Raw genomic sequence first — 17,489 nt, 5'->3', positions numbered from 1 at the left:
TCCCAGCTCGCGTCTTCGTCCGAATATCGATTGACCATTTGCTCTGACTTCGAGGGGCTCGGAGGCATCGGCAACTCGAAGATCGTGATCAGGCCGGTGCTGATCACCGTATTCGACCTCGCCATGCTGATGACCATCGTCTCCACAATCATCTCGCCCTCGCTCAGCCCGGTCCAGCCTCTTTACCGTCAACAAAAAGGGCGCAGGGGAGTCTCTGGGTCTCCATCGCCTGAGTAAATTGCCTCTTAGACCGCAGTGAGGAACTCTAGGCTTGCCCCGTTCCAGTCTTAGACCGGGAGGTATTCCGAATGCCCTCAGTGGACGCTCGAAAGCGGGTGGGCTGCATAGACACCTAACGAGCGGTCCATTCACGGCTCGGTAGCTCCCGCCCACGGCGTGAGAGCATTCTCTTCAAACAACTTCTCGTGATCGCCCTCATCAACTCTGTCATGACCGACATGGAAGTCACCGTGGATGGTCTCCACTCCCGGCGTCAGTGCGATGGTCGCGATCGTCCTCCCCGGGCTCATGGTCTGTGCGGTGGCCTCCGTGCAGTCCGTTTAGCTGATCTGTCAATCCCAGTGGCTGGTCCGTGCCGCGCTCGCCCCGCTGGCATTCTGGGCGCGGCCTGGGATGCCACGCACGAGTGGATCGGGAAATGTTAGTTCTTCGACATCGCCCCAACCGTATCGAAGCTGATGTCGGTGATCGTCTTCCTCATCACGATGGCCCAGATGGCCGCACCGGGTTGTCCTCCGGATGGATGCACAACTAGGCCCGAACCTGCAGAAACCTGCAGGTTCGGGCCTCCGATCAGCCCCTTTCGGGCCTAGGGCAAGCTCTGGGCCTCAGAAGTCCCAGTCCTCGTCCTCAGTGTTGACGGCCTTGCCGATCACGTAGGAGGAACCAGAGCCCGAGAAGAAGTCGTGGTTCTCGTCGGCATTCGGCGACAGGGCCGACAGGATGGCCGGGGACACATCGGTCACCGACGACGGGAACATCGCTTCGTAGCCCAAGTTCATGAGGGCCTTGTTCGCGTTGTAGTGGAGGAACTTCTTGACGTCCTCGGAGAGGCCGACGCCGTCGTAGAGCGAGTGCGTGTAGGCGACCTCGTTCTCGTACAGCTCGAACAACAGCTCGAAGGTGTAGTCCTTGAGCTCCTGCCGGCGCTCCTCGGTCTCGGTCTCCAGGCCGCGCTGGTACTTGTAACCGATGTAGTAGCCGTGCACCGCCTCGTCACGGATGATGAGCCGGATCAGGTCCGCGGTATTGGTCAGCTTGGCGTGCGAGGACCAGTACATCGGCAGGTAGAAGCCCGAGTAGAACAAGAAGGACTCCAGCAGAGTCGAAGCGACCTTCTTCTTCAGCGAGTCATCACCCTGGTAGTAGTCCATGATGATGTTCGCCTTCTTCTGAAGGAACTCGTTCTCACGGGACCACCGGAAGACTTCATCGATCTCCTTGGTCGAGCACAGGGTCGAGAAGATCGAAGAGTAGGACTTCGCGTGCACTGACTCCATGAACGCGATGTTCGTGTAGACGGCCTCCTCATGCGGTGTCAGCGCATCCGGGAGAAGCGCGACCGCACCGACGGTCCCCTGAATCGTGTCGAGAAGGGTCAGGCCGGTGAAGACCCTCATCGTCAGCTGCTTTTCCTCGTCGCTCAACGTCGCCCAGGACTGGACGTCGTTGGAGAGCGGGACCTTCTCGGGCAACCAGAAGTTGCCGGTCAACCGGTCCCAGACCTCGAGGTCCTTCTCGTCGGGGATGCGGTTCCAGTTGATGGCCTCGACGTTGTGGACCAGTTCGACCTTTTCGCTCATCATGACGGGCATGACTCCTTTTGCGCTCGCGGCGCCTCGTCGCGTGGGATGTGGGGGTGTATCGAAGATACGGCGAGTCCGCTCGGATCAGAGCACGACGTCGCCCGGAGCGGCCGGCGGCACGTCGACCGCCGGCCGCTCCTCGGCCTTACAGCATGCAGGACACGCAGCCCTCGACCTCGGTTCCCTCGAGGGCGAGTTGCCGCAGGCGCACGTAGTAGATCGTCTTGATCCCCTTGCGCCACGCATAGATCTGGGCCTTGTTGATGTCGCGCGTCGTCGCGGTGTCCGGGAAGAACAACGTCAGGGACAGGCCCTGGTCCACGTGCTGCGTGGCCGCGGCGTAGGTGTCGATGATCTTCTCGTAGCCGATCTCGTACGCGTCCTGGAAGTACTCCAGGTTGTCATTGTCCAAGTAAGGGGCCGGGTAGTAGACGCGACCCAGCTTGCCTTCCTTGCGGATCTCGATCTTGGAAGCGATCGGGTGGATCGACGAGGTCGAACCGTTGATGTACGAGATCGAGCCCGTCGGCGGGACGGCCTGGAGGTTCTGATTGTAGATACCGTGTTCCATCACGCTCGCCCGGAGATCCTCCCAATCCGACTGCGTCGGAAGGTGAACGTCGGCGAACAGTTCCCGAACCCGCTCCGTGGCCGGCTCCCACGTCTGCTTCGTGTACTTGTCGAAGAACTCGCCCGAGGCGTACTCCGAGTTCTCGAAGCCCGCGAAGGTTTCCCCGCGCTCGATCGCCAACCTGTTGGAGGCCCGCAACGCGTGGTAGAGCACCGTGTAGAAGTACATGTTCGTGAAGTCGATGCCTTCTTCGGAGCCGTAGAAGATTCGCTCCCGCGCCAGGTACCCGTGCAAGTTCATCTGGCCCAGCCCGATCGCGTGCGACATCGAGTTGCCGCGCGCGATGGAGGGAACCGACTCGATGTCGGACATGTCCGACACGGCGGTGAGCCCACGGATCGCCGTCTCAATGGTGTGACCGAAGTCCGGGGAGTCCATCGTCTGGGCAACGTTGAGCGAGCCCAGGTTGCACGAGATGTCCTTGCCGATGCTCTCGTAGTCCAGTCCCGGGTTGTACTCGGACGGCTGGGAGACCTGAAGGATCTCGGAGCACAGGTTGGACATGATGACCTTGCCGTCGATCGGGTTGGCCCGGTTCACCGTGTCCTCGAACATGACGTAGGGGTACCCGGACTCGAACTGGATCTCGGCGAGAGTCTGGAAGAACTCGCGAGCGTTGATCTTCTTCTTCTCGATCCTGGGATCGTCGACCATCTCGTAGTACTTCTCGGTGACGCTGATGTCCGAGAACGGCATGCCGTAGACGCGCTCGACGTCGTACGGGGAGAACAGGTACATCTCCTCATTGCGCTTGGCCAGTTCGAACGTGATGTCCGGGATGACGACGCCGAGCGAGAGGGTCTTGATGCGAATTTTCTCGTCCGCGTTCTCGCGCTTGGTGTCCAGGAAGCGGTAGATGTCCGGGTGGTGGGCGTGCAGGTATACGGCCCCGGCACCCTGGCGGGCACCCAGCTGGTTCGCGTAGGAGAAGGAATCCTCCAGCAGCTTCATCACGGGGATCACGCCCGAGGACTGGTTCTCGATCTTCTTGATCGGGGCTCCCGATTCGCGCAGGTTCGTCAGGGCGAAGGCGACGCCTCCCCCGCGCTTGGAGAGCTGCAGCGCAGAGTTGATCGAACGACCGATCGACTCCATGTTGTCCTCGATGCGCAGCAGGAAGCAGGACACGAGTTCACCGCGCTGCTTCTTGCCCGCGTTGAGGAAGGTCGGCGTCGCCGGCTGGAAACGACCCGAGATGATCTCCTCCACGAGGCTCGTGGCCACCCGCTCGTCGCCCCTGGCCAGGGCGAGGGCCACCATGACCACCCTGTCCTCGAAGCGCTCGAGGTACCGTTGCCCGTCGAACGTCTTGAGCGTGTACGAGGTGTAGAACTTGAAGGCGCCCAGGAAGGTCGGGAAGCGGAACTTCTTGGAGTATGCGAGCTTGGAGAGCGACCGGATGAAATCCATCGAGTACTGCTCCAGGACCTCCGGCTCGTAGTACTGGTGCTCCACCAGGTACTTGAGCTTCTCCTCGAGGTCGTGGAAGAACACGGTGTTGTTGTTGACGTGCTGCAGAAAGTACTGGCGCGCGGCCTGCCGATCGGCGTCGAACTGGATCATCCCGTTCGCGTCGTAGAGATTCAGCATCGCGTTGAGTTCGTGGTAGCCGAGCCCCTTGTACTTCTCGGGGATCGACGGGTCGTCGTGACCGCGCTCGGCGTTCACTTCGAGAGTTGGAAGTTTTGTGTCCAAAACGCTTTCAGTCCTTCGTTGACGCGGGCAACATCGTCGCTGGTGCCCATGAGCTCGAATTTGTACAGAACGGGAACCTCGCACTTTGCCGCGATCTTGTCCGCGGCGATGCAGAACAGTTCCCCGAAGTTGGTGTTCCCGGCTCCGATGACCCCGAGCATCAGAGCCCGGTTCTTCGGTTCCCGAAGGAACTTCATGACTTGAGGCGGCACGGCCCCGCCGGAGCGAGGACGTCCGTAGGTCGGAATGCACAGCACGAAGGGCCGATCCATCAAGATCGTGTCCTCGCCGGTGCGAAGCGGAAGCCGAATCGATTCGGCGTCCAACTTGTCCACGAACTTGTGCGTGTTCCCGGAGACGGAGGAGAAGTAGACGAGCACGGGCTCGTTTGCCGACGCCGGTATGTCGCGGTGGTCTTCAAGGACGGTTTCCACAGTGGTCGCCCCCCAAATAATCTGGCGATGTCGAGGTATGCGTGACCGGCCGCGGGTGGGGGTCTGATGCACCGCCACCCTATAGGTGTTCAACACTCGCGGGGTCGATGTTGTTCCTCGTGTCCCGCGGCCGCGGCCCGGTCCATCCGCTCTCGCGGATGGCACCGGACGAGAGGATCAGGAAGCGAGAGCCGCTTCCAGGGTCCCGATCTTGTCCGGGCGGAAACCCGACCAGTGGTCATCCTCGGTCTCCACCACCGGGGCCTGCATGTATCCGAGGCCCTTGATGTGCTCGAGGGCCTGGGCATCCTCGGTCACGTCGACGACGTCGTAGGAGATGCCGCGCTTGTCCAGGGCACGGTAGGTCGCGTTGCACTGGACGCAGGCGGGCTTGGTGTAAACGGTGATGGACATGCATTCTCCTTTTGCAGTGTGGCGGCAACCTCTGCCCCGAGCTCCGTTTCCCGGGGGTGGGATGACGGTGCGGGTCCGGTTGAAGGGTTCCGCTCAATACTACATCTAGTGTCGCACCGAAAAAGCCCCCACAACATATTAGGTTTTTTCGCCGAGAAGTTATCCCCACCCTGTGCAAATGACACCGTTGTAGTCGTGGCGCGGAATGACGCGGACGATGCTTTCCTCATCGCGCTCCGACCACAGATTGTCCACAGACGATCCGTCCAAAAATTTCTTCCGGAGTCCGAATCGGTCGTGTCGCACCCCGTCGACTAGAGCAGCCCAGAGTGCCTCAGTTTGTCCGAGAGCGTGCCACCGTCATTGGCCTCCATCCAGAGGGACCCCGCCGCGATCTCCCGCGCCCGGTCGTCGCCCCAGACCCGTCCAGAGGCCAGAACGGACTCCCCGACGGTGAGGTTCCGGATCACGATGGCGGCCACGTTCTCCGGGTAGCGCAGGGCGAAGCCGTTGTAGATGTCGGGGTCCCGCTGTCCGTCGTCGCCCACCAGAATCCATTTCATGTCCGGAAACTCCCTGGCCAGTCGCTTGAGCGAATCGACCTTGTGGGCCGCGCCCGACCGGAACCATCGCGTCCTGGTCGGCCCCCAGTCCGTGAGCAGCAAGGTGCCTTCCGGGTAGGCGTTCCTGGACAGGAACCGGCGCAACGTGGGGGCCACGTTCCAGGCGCCGGTGGACAGGTACATGATCGGTGCATGCGGGTGGGCCCTGTGCAACCGTTCGAGGAAGACCGGCATTCCCGGTGTCGGCATCCTGGCGTGCTCGCTCAGCACGAAGGAGTTCCACGCAGCCAGGAGCGGGCGCGGAAGGGCAGTCACCATGATCGTGTCGTCGACGTCGCAAATGATCCCGATCTTCTCGTCATCGGGAACCACGTAGACCGTCGAGGAGACGACGTCGGATCCGGCTGTGCTCATCCTGACCGTGTGGACCCCAGGGGCAAGCTCGATGGCGAGCTCGACGTCGATCACTCCCCCGTGGTCCGCGGAAACCTGAAAGTGCTGGTCGCCGATCACGACGTCGATCTCGGCGTTGGCAATCGGAACGGAAGTGAAGGACCGCCACCCCCGGGCCGGGCTCGTCGCTCGCTGATCGCCCGCAAAGGAATCGATGATGTCGGAGAACATCATGGTCTTGTAGACGGCTCTCCCTAGAACCCGAACCCAGCTGGTCTTGCCGTATCCGACGAACGGCACGATGACGGGTTCGTTGCCCGCCCTGACCGCGGACTTCTCGCGGCTCTCGTGGATGCGGTCGGCCACGCGGTAGGCGATATTGACGGCTTCACGACCCACGGAGGGCGTTCGGCGCTTCTTCGGGAGGAACCGTCGGGCCGGAGGCCGGGAATCTGCCATGGGTCCAGTGTGTCACACCGGGGTGCACCGGACGGCGCGTGACGAGTCGGCAAATGTGGTGAACGGAACCGTCCCGATCGACGGATTCGAGGCTGCAAACCCAGGTCGACCTTCTAGGATCGGGAGTCGTCACGATACGGCCAACAGCCGCCTGACCAGTCACAACAGATCTTCTACACGCCAGAGGAACACCGTGAGCAGCGCACCCGCCCGCACGAAAGAACCACAGGCACGCCCAGCGCGTCCGCGCCGGGCCATGCCCATCAAAATCGCCGCGATCGTGATCGTGACCCTTGTGATCTATTTCCTCCCCGTCCCGGACGGGGTCGATCCGCGCGGCATGCACATGGCCGGCATCTTCGTCGGAACCATTCTGGGCCTGATCCTCCAACCCCTGCCGACGGCGTCCATGGCGCTGGTCGGGTTGGCGGCGGCCATGATGACCGGAACCATGACGCCGGAGAAAGAGGCCCTTCAGGGATTCGGAAATGCGACCATCTGGCTCATCGTGGCCGCGTTCTTCATTGCCGATGGCTTCCTGATCACGGGGTTGGGTCGTCGCATCGCACTGCTCTTCGTCTCTGTCCTGGGGCGTTCGTCCTTGGGACTCTCCTACGGGATGGCACTCACCGACCTGGTGCTCGCGCCGGCCACCCCCTCGAACACCGCGCGGGCCGGCGGCGTCGTCTACCCAATCGTCACGTCCTTGGCGACGGTCAACGATTCGGAGCCCACGAGCGACGAATCCCGACGACGCCTCGGCTCCTACCTGTCCCTGACCTCGGTCCAGGTCAACACGGTGACGTCAGCGATGTTCGTGACCGCCATGGCCGGCAACCCCCTGGCCGTCAGTTTTGCCTCCCACCAACAGGTCACCATTACGTGGGGAACGTGGGCGCTCGCCGCGATCGTCCCCGGGCTCGTGGCTCTGGCCACCATGCCCTGGGTCATGTCCAAGGTGTACCCGCCTTCTCTCCGGAGCACGCCGGAGGCACCCGCCCAGGCGCGTCAGCAACTGCGCGAGGTCGGACCGATGAGTCGTGCCGAGTGGATCATGCTCGCGACCTTCGTGGTTCTTCTCCTCCTGTGGGTCCTCGGCGGCACGCTGGGGATCAATGCGACGGCGGCCGCCTTCCTCGGCGTCGCCATCCTTCTGGTCACCAAGGTGCTCACGTGGAAGGACATGGCCAAGAATTCCGGTGCCTGGTCCACGCTCATCTTCTTCTCGGTCCTGGTCGGAATGGCCACTCACCTCAATACGCTGGGCGTCATCGACTGGATCGGCAACACGGTGAGCTCGCTGGTCGGCGGGATGCCCTGGCCGATCGCCTTCGGGATCCTGGCCCTGGTCTACTTCTACGTCCACTACTTCTTCGCCTCGAATACGGCGCAGATCGTCGCCATGTACTCCGTCTTCCTCGGGGCAGCCATTGGAGCCGGCACGCCAGCCCTGTTCGCCGCCCTGGCCTTCGGCTTCATCGGAAATCTCATTGGTGGAATCTCGCACTACGCCTCCGGTCCTGCGGGGGTCATCTACGGCTCCGGCTATGTGACTACGGCCGAGTGGTTCAAGGTCGGTTTCATTGCTTCGGTGGTCAACATCCTCATTTGGACCGTGGTCGGCTCCGGGTGGATGTTCGTGATGGGCCTGTGGAACTGATCCAGGGGATGGTGTGACGGAGTACTCTCGTACCCGCGGGGTCGAGGCGAGATCGCCGATTCCGTACGATGGTGCTCATGTCCGTCTCCTCATTGACCGAAAGCACGCAGAACTATCTCAAGACCATCTGGTCGCTCAATGAGTGGTCGGAGGCGCCGGTCACCGCGTCGGCCATCTCCGCGGCCACGGGGCTCAGGCTGTCTTCCGTGTCAGATGCCGTGCGCAAGCTGACCACACAGGGCCTGCTCAAGCATGCGCCCTATGGCGCCGTGGCCCTGACGGACGAAGGCCGCGCCCACGCCGTGGCCATGGTCCGGCGGCACCGACTCTTGGAGACTTTCCTCGTGGAGACCCTGGGGTACACGTGGGACCAGGTGCACGACGAAGCCGAGGTCCTGGAGCATTCCGTCTCGGACTTCATGGTCGAGCGCATAGCGGAGCTCCTGGGACATCCCGACCGCGATCCGCACGGAGATCCCATTCCATCGGCCGACGGGATCGTGGACTCCCCCGACGCCACGCGTCTGACGGACGTCCGCCCGGGGGCCACGGTCCGCGTCGTCCGGATCTCCGACGCCGACCCTCGCCTGCTCCAGTATTTTTCCGCCCAGGGCTTGGCGGTCGGGACACAGATCAGCACGTCGGAGGGTGCGCCCTACTCGGGCACGGTGGACATCTCGGTCGACGACGGGGCCTGCCTCACCCTCGGGCGCGAGGCCACCGACTCCGTCTTCGTCGCGGAATCGGCCTAGACAGCGGTCTTCTCCGGGGCGTCCGCTTCGAGCGGCTGCTGCCTGGGACCTCGACGTGCAATCATTCGCCATACCAGGCCCTCGCGCGGGGCGACGAGATACACCAGCGCGAAGATCGAGCCCTGGCACAGCACCACGGAGCCGCCCGAGGAAATGTCCAGGTAGTAGCTCAGGTAGAGACCGACCAGCGACCCGATCACAGACACCGACGGCGCGATCCACAGCATCCGGGACATGCTCTGGCTCAACAGCCGCGCGGTGGCCCCGGGGACCACGAGCATCGCGACCACCAGCACCACTCCGACGGCCTGGAGGGCGACGACGCAGGTCAGCGCGAGAACGCCCAAGAGGATCGAGCCAAGAAGTCTTGGGCTCAGCCCGATGGTCCGCGCATGGCCCGGGTCGAAGGCGAACAGCGTCAGGTCCTTGCGTTTGAACAACAGCACCGCCAGACACACAGCTACCAGGCCGACCACTTGGACCAGGTCCTCAGGGGAAACGCCCAGAAGATTTCCGAAGATGATGTGGTTCAGATCCACCTGGGACGGAGTGACCGAGACCAGGACGAGTCCCAGGGCGAACAAGGTCGTGAACACGATCCCGATGGCGGCGTCCTCCTTGACCCGACTGGTTGCCCTGACTCCACCGATCATGGCGACGGCGAGCACACCGAAGATCGATGCACCGACCGCGAAGGGCCAGCCCAGCGCGTAAGCCAGCACGACGCCCGGGAGCACCGCATGCGAGACAGCATCTCCCAACAGCGACCAGCCCGTCAGCACGAGCCAGCAGGACAGGACGGCACAGAGGACGGCCGCCAAAAGGGTCGCCACGATCGCCCGCACCATGAAGCCGTATTCGAAGGGTTGCGTGATCAGTTCCAGCAGGTTCATTGTCCGCCTCCGAACGCCAGGGCAAGGTTCTCCGGTTCCACAACGCTCGTGGGAGTCCCCTGGTAGACCACCCGACCGCGCAGCAGGACGGCGCTGTCGGCGAGGCGGTCGATGTTTTCGATGTCGTGCACGGTGATGAGCACCGCGACACCCTCCGAGGCGAGGTCACGCAGGACGCGAATCATCGTGGTGGCCGAGACCGTATCCACGCCCGCGAAGGGTTCGTCGAGCAGCAGCACCTTTGCCTGCTGGGCAAGCGCCCGCGCCAAGAACGCGCGTTTCTTCTGGCCACCGGACAATTCTCCGATCTGCCGGTCCGCCAGATCGGTCAGGCCCACGATCCGAATCGCACGTTCCGTGAGGTCCTTGTCCTCCCGGCGCGGCCTTCGGCTGGGGCCCATCGCTCCGTATCGCCCCATGAGGACGACGTCGCGCACGGACACCGGAAAGTCCCAGTCCACCGACTCCGCCTGCGGCATGTACCCGAGGATTCCGGCTCGCTGGGCCTGCCTCGTGCTCTGTCCCCCAATCCTCACAGTTCCGGCGGAAGGCCTGATCACCCCCGAGATGGCTTTGAACAGGGTGGACTTGCCCGAGCCGTTCATCCCGAGAACCGCGCATACCGTGCCGGCATCGAGCCTCAGGTTCACGTCGCTCAGAGCGCGAAGGTTTCCGTAGTCCACACTGAGGCCCTCGATCAGCAGCGCCGCTTCGTGGCTGTCTTGTCGGTTGTTCCGTGTCAGTGAATCCTGCTGAGCCCGAACTCTCATTGCGCTGCATCACCGGTCAAGGCTTTGGCAATGGTTTCGGTGTCGTACTTCAACAGATCCACATAGGTGGGCACGGGACCGCCGGACTCCGAGAGGGAATCCACGTACAAGGTTCCTCCGTAATCGGCGCCGGAGGAACGGACCACTTGTTGCATCGTCTTGTCGGACACCGTGGACTCGCAGAACACTGCGGGAGTCCGGCTTGCCTTCACATCATCGGAAATCGCTGACACGCGTTGCGCCGAAGGCTCGGCATCGGAATTGACACCCCACAGGTACTTTTCCTTGAGGCCTGCGTCCTGGGCGAGATAGGAGAAGGCGCCTTCACACGTCACCAAGGTGCGCTGCTCCTCGGGGACCTGGTGCAAACGATCCGTGAGCTGACCGTGAATTCCCTGCAGTCTCTTCTTGTAGTCCTCCGCGTTCTTTCGGAAGTCGTCCTTGTGCTCGGGGGCCAGTTCGGCCAGCGCCTTTTCGATGTTGTCGACGTAAGTCTGTCCGGCCACCGGACTCATCCACGCGTGCGGGTTCGGTGCACCGCGGCCCTCACCTTCCGCGATGTCGATGGGTTGCACTCCGTCGGATACCGTCACCTTGGGCGCCTTCGAATCCTGGGTAAATTTCTCGAACCAGGCTTCGAGATTCATCCCGTTCTCGAGGATCAGATCCGCCGTTGAGGCTTTCTTGATGTCCTCGGGAGTCGGTTCGTATTCGTGGATCTCCGCGCCCGGTTTGGTGATCGATTCGACCGTGACGTGGTCGCCGGCGACACTCTGCGCCATATCGGCCAGAACGGTGAACGTGGTCAGCACCGTCGGTTTCTCCTTGGCGTCCGAGGCGCCGTTGCCTGCGTACGCGCATGACGTTCCAAGCAGTGGAATCGCCAACAGGGACATGATGCGGGCGAGTTTTTTACGTGGCGCGCGAATGCGGTCGACAGCAGCATCCTCGCGCGACCGGGAAGAGTGGAATACGGGCATGGTGGTCCTTTGCCTCTTGTTGGTGCGGTGGACGGCGGGTGGGCCGGTCCCAGGAACGGAAGCTGGATCGTCATCAAGGTGCACCCCGGGGCCCACCCGCCTGCGTACATCATATGTTCGGTGCGCCGTAGTTTCTAGTTTTGTATCCCGAATCTATGTGTTGGCCTCATTCTCATCTCCCGCGCCTTCGACTCCAGGACCGGGCGTCGCGCCCGAAGTAGCGGAGGAGAAGGTTGGGTTCCGGACGGTAATGTAGCCATGAACGGTCGGCCCGCAGTCGGGCGCCGGGAAAGGATGCACAGTGCGCGAATCACCCTCGACAGGAGAAGCAGTGGGTCCTCCCCCGCCGTTCGACCCGGAACTGGCCCGAGCCCTCGACATCGCGAGGCCTCATATCCCCACCTACAGGACACTGGAGAACATCGCGGAAGTCAGGGCGGCGGTACGCGACTCAGATATCGAAGACCTGACCCTGGGCGGAACCTACGACGTCGTCGATCTCGTCATCCCGGGCCCCGTCGGCGCCCCTGGCGTATCGCTGGTGGTCTGCCGGCCTGTACGCGCGGAAGAGCCCCGGCCGGCGCTCTATTACATGCACGGTGGTGGCATGATCTCCGGGGACGCACGCAAGGGCCTGGCCGATATGGTGCGCCTCGCGTCCACCGTGGGCGCCGCAGTAGTGTCCGTGGAATACCGCCTTGCGCCCGAAACCCCGCACCCTGGCCCCGTGGAGGATTGTTTCTCAGGGTTGACGTGGGTGTACGCCCATGGTTCCGAACTCGGCATCGACCCGCATCGTCTGATCGTTGGGGGAAAGAGTGCCGGAGGTGGACTGGCCGCGGCCACGACTCTCCTCGCGAGAGATCGCGGAGGCCCCGAGGTCATCGGACAGTTGCTCTTGTGTCCGATGCTTGACGATCGCAATGACTCGCTCTCTGCGGTGCAGATGGAGGGGCAAGGAGTCTGGGATCGGGCCGATAATCTGACGGGATGGACCGCATTGCTGGGGAGCTCGCGAGGCCGCGATGATGTTTCCCCCTATGCGGCTCCCGCCCGAGCGGTCGATCTTTCCGGGTTACCACCGACTTTCATCGAGGTCGGTTCGGCAGAGACTTTCCGTGACGAGAACGTGCGATTCGCGTCGCGCATATGGCAGGCCGGCGGGCCGTGCGAACTGCACGTGTGGCCCGGTGGATTCCACGGTTTCGACTCGGTGGCCCCTGAAGCAACACTGTCGAAGGACGCCGTTGTCGCCCGGAGGCAGTGGTTGAAGCGTGTCGTGTCTGCGGCCTGATGGGCCGGAAGGATGGCGAACACAAAAAAATTGCCCCGCCGTGTGGCGAGGCAATTTTTCGTATGGAGTGGAGCTGAGGGGACTCGAACCCCTGACCCTCTGCATGCCATGCAGATGCGCTACCAGCTGCGCCACAGCCCCAAAGAACTGTTATAGCTTAGCAGACCCCGCCGCCGGACGCCGAATCCGACGGCGGCGTGCGGCTGTCATCCCAGGTCGACAACCTCGAATTCGAGCATTCCCTCGGACGTGGACACCGTCGACTGAGGGTCGCGCGGCTGCCGCTGTGCGGCCCAAGCACGGAAGCTTTCTTCGTCGGCCCACCGCGTCAGCACGAAATATTCGGTCTGTTCCCCGGCAGGTCGCAACAACTCGAATCCTTCGAACCCCGGGGCGGAATCGACCGAATGCTTGCGCGCGGCGAATCGGCGTTCCAGTTCCTCGTTGGCACCTGAGGGAACGGACAGCCTATTGATCTTGACGACGGTCATCGAAACTCTCCTTACTCACGATGGTTCGAATTCTAGGCCACGGTGCCCGATCGATGCCGAACCGACAAAAAATCCGGACCCCCGGCCATCATCGAAATGGCCAAGGATCCGGACCTTGTCATGAGTGGAGCTGAGGGGACTCGAACCCCTGACCCTCTGCATGCCATGCAGATGCGCTACCAGCTGCGCCACAGCCCCATATCAGCATTGAGATCAATGCTTTTTCCGTTGCCCCTCGAGGCAACTCCTTTACTATACGAGCACGCCGGGGCGGGGTGCAAACCGAGGAAAGGTGATCTGCCCCACCCCGCGGCCCGTCGTTGCTAGGACCTAGGTTCGGGCGCCAGTTCGCTGGCGTCCGGAAGTTCGTCCACTTCGTCGACTTCGCCCTCGACGTCGAGCGGGATGCGTGGGGCCTCTGCCCAGAGCCGGTCCAGGGCGTAGAACTCTCGTTCTTCCTGGTGCTGCACATGCACCACGATGTCGGCAAAATCGAGGAGGACCCACCGGCCGCCCGACTTGCCTTCGCGGCGCAACGGCTTCAGATCCAGCTGTTCCCTCAGCTGCGTCTCGATTTCGTCGACAATCGCGTCGACCAGGCGCTCATTCGACGCCGAGACGACCAGGAAGCCGTCGATGAGCCCCATGGTCTCGGAGACGTCGTAGGCGTTGAGCTGAGTCCCCTGCTTGGATTCCGCGGCCCGGGCCGCGAGCCTGATGGCTTCGACCGATTCTTGTGTTGCGGTCATGGTGTCCTTTCGGAACGGATAGTGCGGCTGGCTCAGAGCAGGAAGATGATTCCCAGGACAATGGCCGCCACGAGAAGGAGGAGAAGAAGTGTGATCAGGGCGATCCGGCCGCCGGACTTCGGCGCCTTCCGGTCCATCCCGGAGAGGTCCAAACCGTGCGCATCGACTGCACGCACCGGCTTCGCGTTCGCCGTTTCGGGGTCCGGCCCTGAATCCTGATTCGCTGGGGCCGACCCTGGCCGGGTCGCCTCGGTGGTCGGGGAAGGCTCCGGAGCAACGGCTGCGGCCTCGCCGGCCGTTGCATGGGACGTCGACTGGGTGGACGACGACGTCGACGGAGCCTCCTGGACCGGCAACTCACCGGAAAGCACGTTGTCCGAGGCCTCCGTGCTGGCCGGCCCGAGCACCACGGGAACACCCATGGTCACCGGACCCAGGACGTGTTCGTCGTAGTCCCGTTTGACGTCAGTGCTGCTGAACCCGGACAGATGCGCCGGATTGATGGACAAGGCCGGGGTGTCCGCAACGGTTCCGGACTCGCCCAGAATGTGCCGCTGAACGGCGTTGAGGACATCCTCTTCCTGGAACTTCACCGCCGACGCGTCGTTGGCGATGAAAGCGTCGAATTCCGCCCGTTCGCCCAGCTCGATGAACTCGCCCTGTTCTTCCAGAGTGTCCGACAGCGCCTGGAATCGTTTCTGGATCTCCAGGACGTCCGGTGCCGGCTCCTGGACGGGTACCACGGGCGTGCCTTGGGCGTGGAGCGGCGGCTCTCCCCGGAGTTCGGACAACTGGTCGCGACGGTACCGGGCCAGACGCCTCGGCCCATAGGGCTCCGGCGGCGGCGGAACCCGTGTTCCGTCCTCCGCAACGTACACCTTGTCCGGATCCGCGTACAGATCGGTCGTGGTGGGGATATTGCTACTCAGCTGAAACTCCTTGACGTATGCGCTCGTCGCGCACTCTACCGTGCTGTTCCCGAGTCTACCGGGGTCGGCCCGTTTTCGTGTTCCTTGGGCAGACGGTCGGGATTCCTCCGTCCGTCGTCCGCGTCGTCGTCCTCGTGCGGATCATACAGGTCGTACTTGTTGATGTACTGCACGACCCCGTCCGGAACCAAGTACCACACCGGTTTTCCGGCCGCCGAACGACGCCGCACGTCCGTTGACGAGATTGCCATGGCCGGGACCTCGAGCAGGCCCACTCCGTCACCCTGGTACGGTGCGGCCAGCTCGTGGCCGGGACGTGTGACCCCCACAAAGTAGGCCAGGTCCCACATCTCGGATGCGTCCTTCCAGGACAGGACCTGCGCCATGGCGTCGGCGCCGGTGATGAAGAACAAGTCCGCCTTCGGCCTGAGCTGACGGAGATCCCTCAGCGTATCGATCGTGTACGTCGGCCCCGGCCGATCGATGTCCACCCGGGAGACGGTGAATCGCGGATTCGACGCCGTGGCGACGACGGTCATGAGGTACCTGTGCTCCGCCGCGGATACCCGTTTGTCCGCCTTCTGCCACGGTTGGCCGGTGGGGACGAAGACCACTTCGTCGAGGTCGAACACGGATGCGACCTCGCTAGCGGCCACCAGGTGGCCATGGTGAATGGGGTCGAAGGTGCCGCCCATGACTCCGAGGCGTGTGCGGCCCGGACGCCGTGGTGGAACGGTCAGCCCGTCTTTGGTTGTGGCTTTGAGCTGGGGATTCATGGGATACGGCACCGGGGCCGCACGCGGAGAAACACCCGCGTGGACCCCGCCCTCTTCGGACCGCCGGCTAGCGGTGATGCTTTTCGGTGTACTGGGTCATGGCGTCCTGCTCCTCAGGAGAGAGTTCCGAGGGGTTGGTGAGACCGTCGCGCCGAATGCCTCGGCCGGAGAAGGAGACGACCACCATCATCATCAGCAGGAAAGCGACGAAAAAGATCACGGCCACCAGCCAGTGCGGGATGCCGAGATCGTAACCGGCGCTTTCTTCCGCTACGGGAGCGGCGGCCAGAATGGCTGAGCTGAGCATATTCCTTGGTCCCTTCCGACGGTCGGCGCGTGGCCGCCGCCGATTGTATCCGGTGCGATGAAGTCGTCCACCAGTTTAGCCCCTCGTGTGGCCTTGTCCTCGCACGACCCATTGTGAGGACGTCAACTGTGCGAGGCCCATCGGCCCACGGGCGTGAAGCTTCTGCGTGGAGATCCCAACCTCGGCCCCCAGGCCGAGCTCGCCGCCGTCGGTGAAACGTGTCGAAGCATTGACCATCACGGTTGCGGAATCCACCTCCGATACGAAGGCGTCGGCCTTTGCCAGGTCGTTGGTGATGATCAGTTCGGTGTGACCGGTCGAGTACGTCCTGATGTGGTCCAGCGCCTGGTCCATCGAGTCCACCACTCGGACCGACATGTCGAGGGCCAGGCTCTCGGAGTCCCAATCGTCTGACTGCGCTGCAACCACCTGGTCGGAGAGACCGCCGGCCAATACCGCGGCGTCGTCGTCCACGTGGAGGCGAACGCCGGCGTCGAGCAGGCCCTGGAGCACCGAGCCGGCCGCGGGAGCATCCCGCTGGATCAACAGGGTTTCGGCGGAATTGCAGGCCGAGGGGCGATGGACCTTGGAATTGACGACCAGCGGTACGGCTTGTTCCTCGGTCGCGGTGCTGTCCAGGTAAATGTGGACGTTGCCCTCACCGGTTTCGATGACGGGCACCCTGGCGTTGTTCACCACCGACTGGATCAGGTTTCCACCGCCGCGCGGAATCAGTACGTCCACCTTGCCCCGCGCGAGCATGAGCGCATTGGCCCCGTCGCGGCCGAATTCATCGACCGTCTGCACGCAATCCATGGGGAATCCGGCGTTGTCCAGGGCGTCACGGATGATGCCCACCAAAGTCTTGTTGGTCTCCAGTGCGGCCGATCCCCCACGCAACATGGCGGCGTTTCCGGACTTCAGGGCGAGGCCGGCAATGTCGACCGTGACGTTGGGGCGTGCCTCGTAGATCGCCCCGACGACGCCGAGCGGGACCCTGACGCGGGAGACTCGGAGGCCGTTCGGGAGCGTCTGGCCGTCCAGGATCTCGCCGATCGGGTCCACCTGGGACGCCAAGTTGTGCAGGGCATCAATGAGTCCGTCGATACGTTCATCGGTCAGGGTCAGCCGGTCCACCAGGTTCTCGGCCAATCCCTTGTCCTTGCCGCGCGAGACGTCCGAGGCGTTCGAGCGCAGAATGACTTCGCGTTGCGCATCAATGGCCTCGGCGATTCGCTGGAGGGCTCGATCCTTGCGACTCCGATCGGCCGTTGCGAGAGCGCGCGACGCCGTGCGGGCGTCGTCGGCCATGGCAGTCACGGCGGACTGGATGTCCTCCGGAACGGAGAAGGCGGACTGGTTTGCCTGTGCGTTTTGGCTCATGAATTCCACTGTAGCGGGAGCGCCGCGCAGTTTCAGCCGCGCGGACCACTGCGGACATCTGTCCTTTCGGCAGCGGGCCGTTGACCCGGG

At 63.2% G+C, this 17,489-nt stretch carries 18 protein-coding genes and 2 tRNA genes; 4 read left to right on the top strand and 16 right to left on the bottom strand.

Annotation, left to right across the window (positions count from 1 at the left end; translation table 11 throughout):
* Positions 1–30: 30 nt before the first annotated feature.
* Positions 31–237, top strand: a complete 207-nt coding sequence (locus EWU68_RS02875; protein WP_129314324.1) for a DUF6112 family protein — start codon at positions 31–33, stop codon at positions 235–237.
* Positions 238–848: 611 nt separating this feature from the next.
* Here the strand turns inward: EWU68_RS02875 and nrdF are convergent.
* From nrdF to EWU68_RS02850, 5 genes are all read right to left on the bottom strand, one after another.
* On the bottom strand, positions 849–1,823 hold the full coding sequence (gene nrdF, locus EWU68_RS02870) for a class 1b ribonucleoside-diphosphate reductase subunit beta (protein ID WP_129314515.1): 975 nt from the start codon (positions 1,821–1,823) through the stop codon (positions 849–851).
* Positions 1,824–1,971: 148 nt separating this feature from the next.
* Positions 1,972–4,125: a class 1b ribonucleoside-diphosphate reductase subunit alpha gene (gene nrdE, locus EWU68_RS02865; protein WP_274542732.1), complete on the bottom strand. Its 2,154-nt coding sequence runs from the start codon at positions 4,123–4,125 to the stop codon at positions 1,972–1,974.
* The gene (nrdI, locus tag EWU68_RS02860; RefSeq protein ID WP_238692269.1) at positions 4,122–4,586 is read right to left on the bottom strand and encodes a class Ib ribonucleoside-diphosphate reductase assembly flavoprotein NrdI; all 465 of its coding nucleotides are present in this window, start codon (positions 4,584–4,586) and stop codon (positions 4,122–4,124) included. The genes nrdE and nrdI overlap by 4 nt, the downstream gene beginning before the upstream one ends.
* Positions 4,587–4,763: 177 nt before the next feature.
* Positions 4,764–5,000 (bottom strand): glutaredoxin-like protein NrdH, encoded by a 237-nt coding sequence (gene nrdH, locus EWU68_RS02855; RefSeq protein WP_129314323.1) that lies wholly within the window; start codon positions 4,998–5,000, stop codon positions 4,764–4,766.
* Positions 5,001–5,314: 314 nt separating this feature from the next.
* Positions 5,315–6,415: an App1 family protein gene (locus EWU68_RS02850; protein WP_129314322.1), complete on the bottom strand. Its 1,101-nt coding sequence runs from the start codon at positions 6,413–6,415 to the stop codon at positions 5,315–5,317.
* Between the two features lie 256 nt (positions 6,416–6,671).
* Here EWU68_RS02850 and EWU68_RS02845 point away from each other — a divergent pair, with 256 nt between their 5' ends.
* Together EWU68_RS02845 and EWU68_RS02840 are read left to right on the top strand one after the other, a co-directional pair.
* Complete coding sequence (locus tag EWU68_RS02845; protein WP_129314512.1) at positions 6,672–8,075, top strand: DASS family sodium-coupled anion symporter; 1,404 nt, start codon at positions 6,672–6,674, stop codon at positions 8,073–8,075.
* 77 nt (positions 8,076–8,152) lie between these two features.
* Positions 8,153–8,827, top strand: a complete 675-nt coding sequence (locus EWU68_RS02840; protein ID WP_129314321.1) for a metal-dependent transcriptional regulator — start codon at positions 8,153–8,155, stop codon at positions 8,825–8,827.
* Here EWU68_RS02840 and EWU68_RS02835 read toward each other — a convergent pair.
* The 3 genes from EWU68_RS02835 to EWU68_RS02825 are packed head-to-tail and all read right to left on the bottom strand — an operon-like array spanning position 8,824 to position 11,470.
* The gene (locus EWU68_RS02835) at positions 8,824–9,720 is read right to left on the bottom strand and encodes a metal ABC transporter permease (RefSeq protein WP_129314320.1); all 897 of its coding nucleotides are present in this window, start codon (positions 9,718–9,720) and stop codon (positions 8,824–8,826) included. The two genes, EWU68_RS02840 and EWU68_RS02835, sit on opposite strands and share 4 nt — an antisense overlap.
* Positions 9,717–10,490, bottom strand: a complete 774-nt coding sequence (locus EWU68_RS02830) for a metal ABC transporter ATP-binding protein (protein ID WP_129314319.1) — start codon at positions 10,488–10,490, stop codon at positions 9,717–9,719. The genes EWU68_RS02835 and EWU68_RS02830 overlap by 4 nt, the downstream gene beginning before the upstream one ends.
* Entirely contained in the window at positions 10,487–11,470 is a 984-nt protein-coding gene (locus EWU68_RS02825) for a metal ABC transporter substrate-binding protein (RefSeq protein WP_193554024.1), read from the bottom strand. The genes EWU68_RS02830 and EWU68_RS02825 overlap by 4 nt, the downstream gene beginning before the upstream one ends.
* A 301-nt stretch (positions 11,471–11,771) precedes the next feature.
* Between EWU68_RS02825 and EWU68_RS02820 the strand changes: the two genes are divergently transcribed.
* Positions 11,772–12,764: an alpha/beta hydrolase gene (locus EWU68_RS02820; protein WP_129314318.1), complete on the top strand. Its 993-nt coding sequence runs from the start codon at positions 11,772–11,774 to the stop codon at positions 12,762–12,764.
* A gap of 68 nt (positions 12,765–12,832) precedes the next feature.
* Here the strand turns inward: EWU68_RS02820 and EWU68_RS02815 are convergent.
* The 8 genes from EWU68_RS02815 to EWU68_RS02780 all read right to left on the bottom strand — a co-directional run bounded on the left by EWU68_RS02815 (position 12,833) and on the right by EWU68_RS02780 (position 17,399).
* Positions 12,833–12,905: transfer RNA gene (locus EWU68_RS02815), tRNA-Ala, on the bottom strand.
* Between the two features lie 65 nt (positions 12,906–12,970).
* Positions 12,971–13,255: an antibiotic biosynthesis monooxygenase family protein gene (locus EWU68_RS02810; protein WP_129314317.1), complete on the bottom strand. Its 285-nt coding sequence runs from the start codon at positions 13,253–13,255 to the stop codon at positions 12,971–12,973.
* Positions 13,256–13,380: 125 nt separating this feature from the next.
* Positions 13,381–13,453 (bottom strand) — tRNA-Ala (locus EWU68_RS02805).
* Positions 13,454–13,578: 125 nt separating this feature from the next.
* A complete protein-coding gene (gene rsfS, locus EWU68_RS02800; RefSeq protein WP_129314316.1) occupies positions 13,579–14,004 on the bottom strand; it encodes a ribosome silencing factor in 426 nt (141 codons plus the stop codon).
* Between the two features lie 32 nt (positions 14,005–14,036).
* Entirely contained in the window at positions 14,037–14,747 is a 711-nt protein-coding gene (locus EWU68_RS12975) for a hypothetical protein (protein ID WP_156265288.1), read from the bottom strand.
* A gap of 221 nt (positions 14,748–14,968) precedes the next feature.
* A complete protein-coding gene (nadD, locus tag EWU68_RS02790) occupies positions 14,969–15,628 on the bottom strand; it encodes a nicotinate-nucleotide adenylyltransferase (protein WP_238692296.1) in 660 nt (219 codons plus the stop codon).
* A 148-nt stretch (positions 15,629–15,776) separates the two neighbouring features.
* Positions 15,777–16,016 carry a hypothetical protein gene (locus tag EWU68_RS02785; protein ID WP_129314314.1) on the bottom strand — a complete coding sequence of 80 codons (240 nt, stop codon included), beginning with the start codon at positions 16,014–16,016 and terminating at the stop codon, positions 15,777–15,779.
* Positions 16,017–16,091: 75 nt separating this feature from the next.
* Positions 16,092–17,399 carry a glutamate-5-semialdehyde dehydrogenase gene (locus EWU68_RS02780; protein WP_129314313.1) on the bottom strand — a complete coding sequence of 436 codons (1,308 nt, stop codon included), beginning with the start codon at positions 17,397–17,399 and terminating at the stop codon, positions 16,092–16,094.
* Positions 17,400–17,489 lie beyond the last annotated feature (90 nt).

It is taken from the genome of Rothia koreensis (genome assembly GCF_004136575.1).
Lineage (GTDB): Bacteria > Actinomycetota > Actinomycetes > Actinomycetales > Micrococcaceae > Rothia > Rothia koreensis.
Note: the sequence above shows the minus strand (reverse complement) of the source record. Positions and strands in the feature narration are given on the sequence as shown.

Excerpts from the sequence above, each read along its gene's own strand:
- nrdF (WP_129314515.1), bottom strand. The coding sequence starts at position 1,823 with ATGAGCGAAAAGGTCGAACTGGTCCACAACGTCGAGGCCATCAACTGG.
- nrdH (WP_129314323.1), bottom strand. The coding sequence starts at position 5,000 with ATGTCCATCACCGTTTACACCAAGCCCGCCTGCGTCCAGTGCAACGCG.
- EWU68_RS02850 (WP_129314322.1), bottom strand. The coding sequence starts at position 6,415 with ATGGCAGATTCCCGGCCTCCGGCCCGACGGTTCCTCCCGAAGAAGCGC.
- EWU68_RS02845 (WP_129314512.1), top strand. The coding sequence starts at position 6,672 with ATGCCCATCAAAATCGCCGCGATCGTGATCGTGACCCTTGTGATCTAT.
- EWU68_RS02840 (WP_129314321.1), top strand. The coding sequence starts at position 8,153 with ATGTCCGTCTCCTCATTGACCGAAAGCACGCAGAACTATCTCAAGACC.
- EWU68_RS02835 (WP_129314320.1), bottom strand. The coding sequence starts at position 9,720 with ATGAACCTGCTGGAACTGATCACGCAACCCTTCGAATACGGCTTCATG.
- EWU68_RS02830 (WP_129314319.1), bottom strand. The coding sequence starts at position 10,490 with ATGAGAGTTCGGGCTCAGCAGGATTCACTGACACGGAACAACCGACAA.
- EWU68_RS02825 (WP_193554024.1), bottom strand. The coding sequence starts at position 11,470 with ATGCCCGTATTCCACTCTTCCCGGTCGCGCGAGGATGCTGCTGTCGAC.
- EWU68_RS02810 (WP_129314317.1), bottom strand. The coding sequence starts at position 13,255 with ATGACCGTCGTCAAGATCAATAGGCTGTCCGTTCCCTCAGGTGCCAAC.
- rsfS (WP_129314316.1), bottom strand. The coding sequence starts at position 14,004 with ATGACCGCAACACAAGAATCGGTCGAAGCCATCAGGCTCGCGGCCCGG.
- nadD (WP_238692296.1), bottom strand. The coding sequence starts at position 15,628 with ATGGGCGGCACCTTCGACCCCATTCACCATGGCCACCTGGTGGCCGCT.
- EWU68_RS02785 (WP_129314314.1), bottom strand. The coding sequence starts at position 16,016 with ATGCTCAGCTCAGCCATTCTGGCCGCCGCTCCCGTAGCGGAAGAAAGC.
- EWU68_RS02780 (WP_129314313.1), bottom strand. The coding sequence starts at position 17,399 with ATGAGCCAAAACGCACAGGCAAACCAGTCCGCCTTCTCCGTTCCGGAG.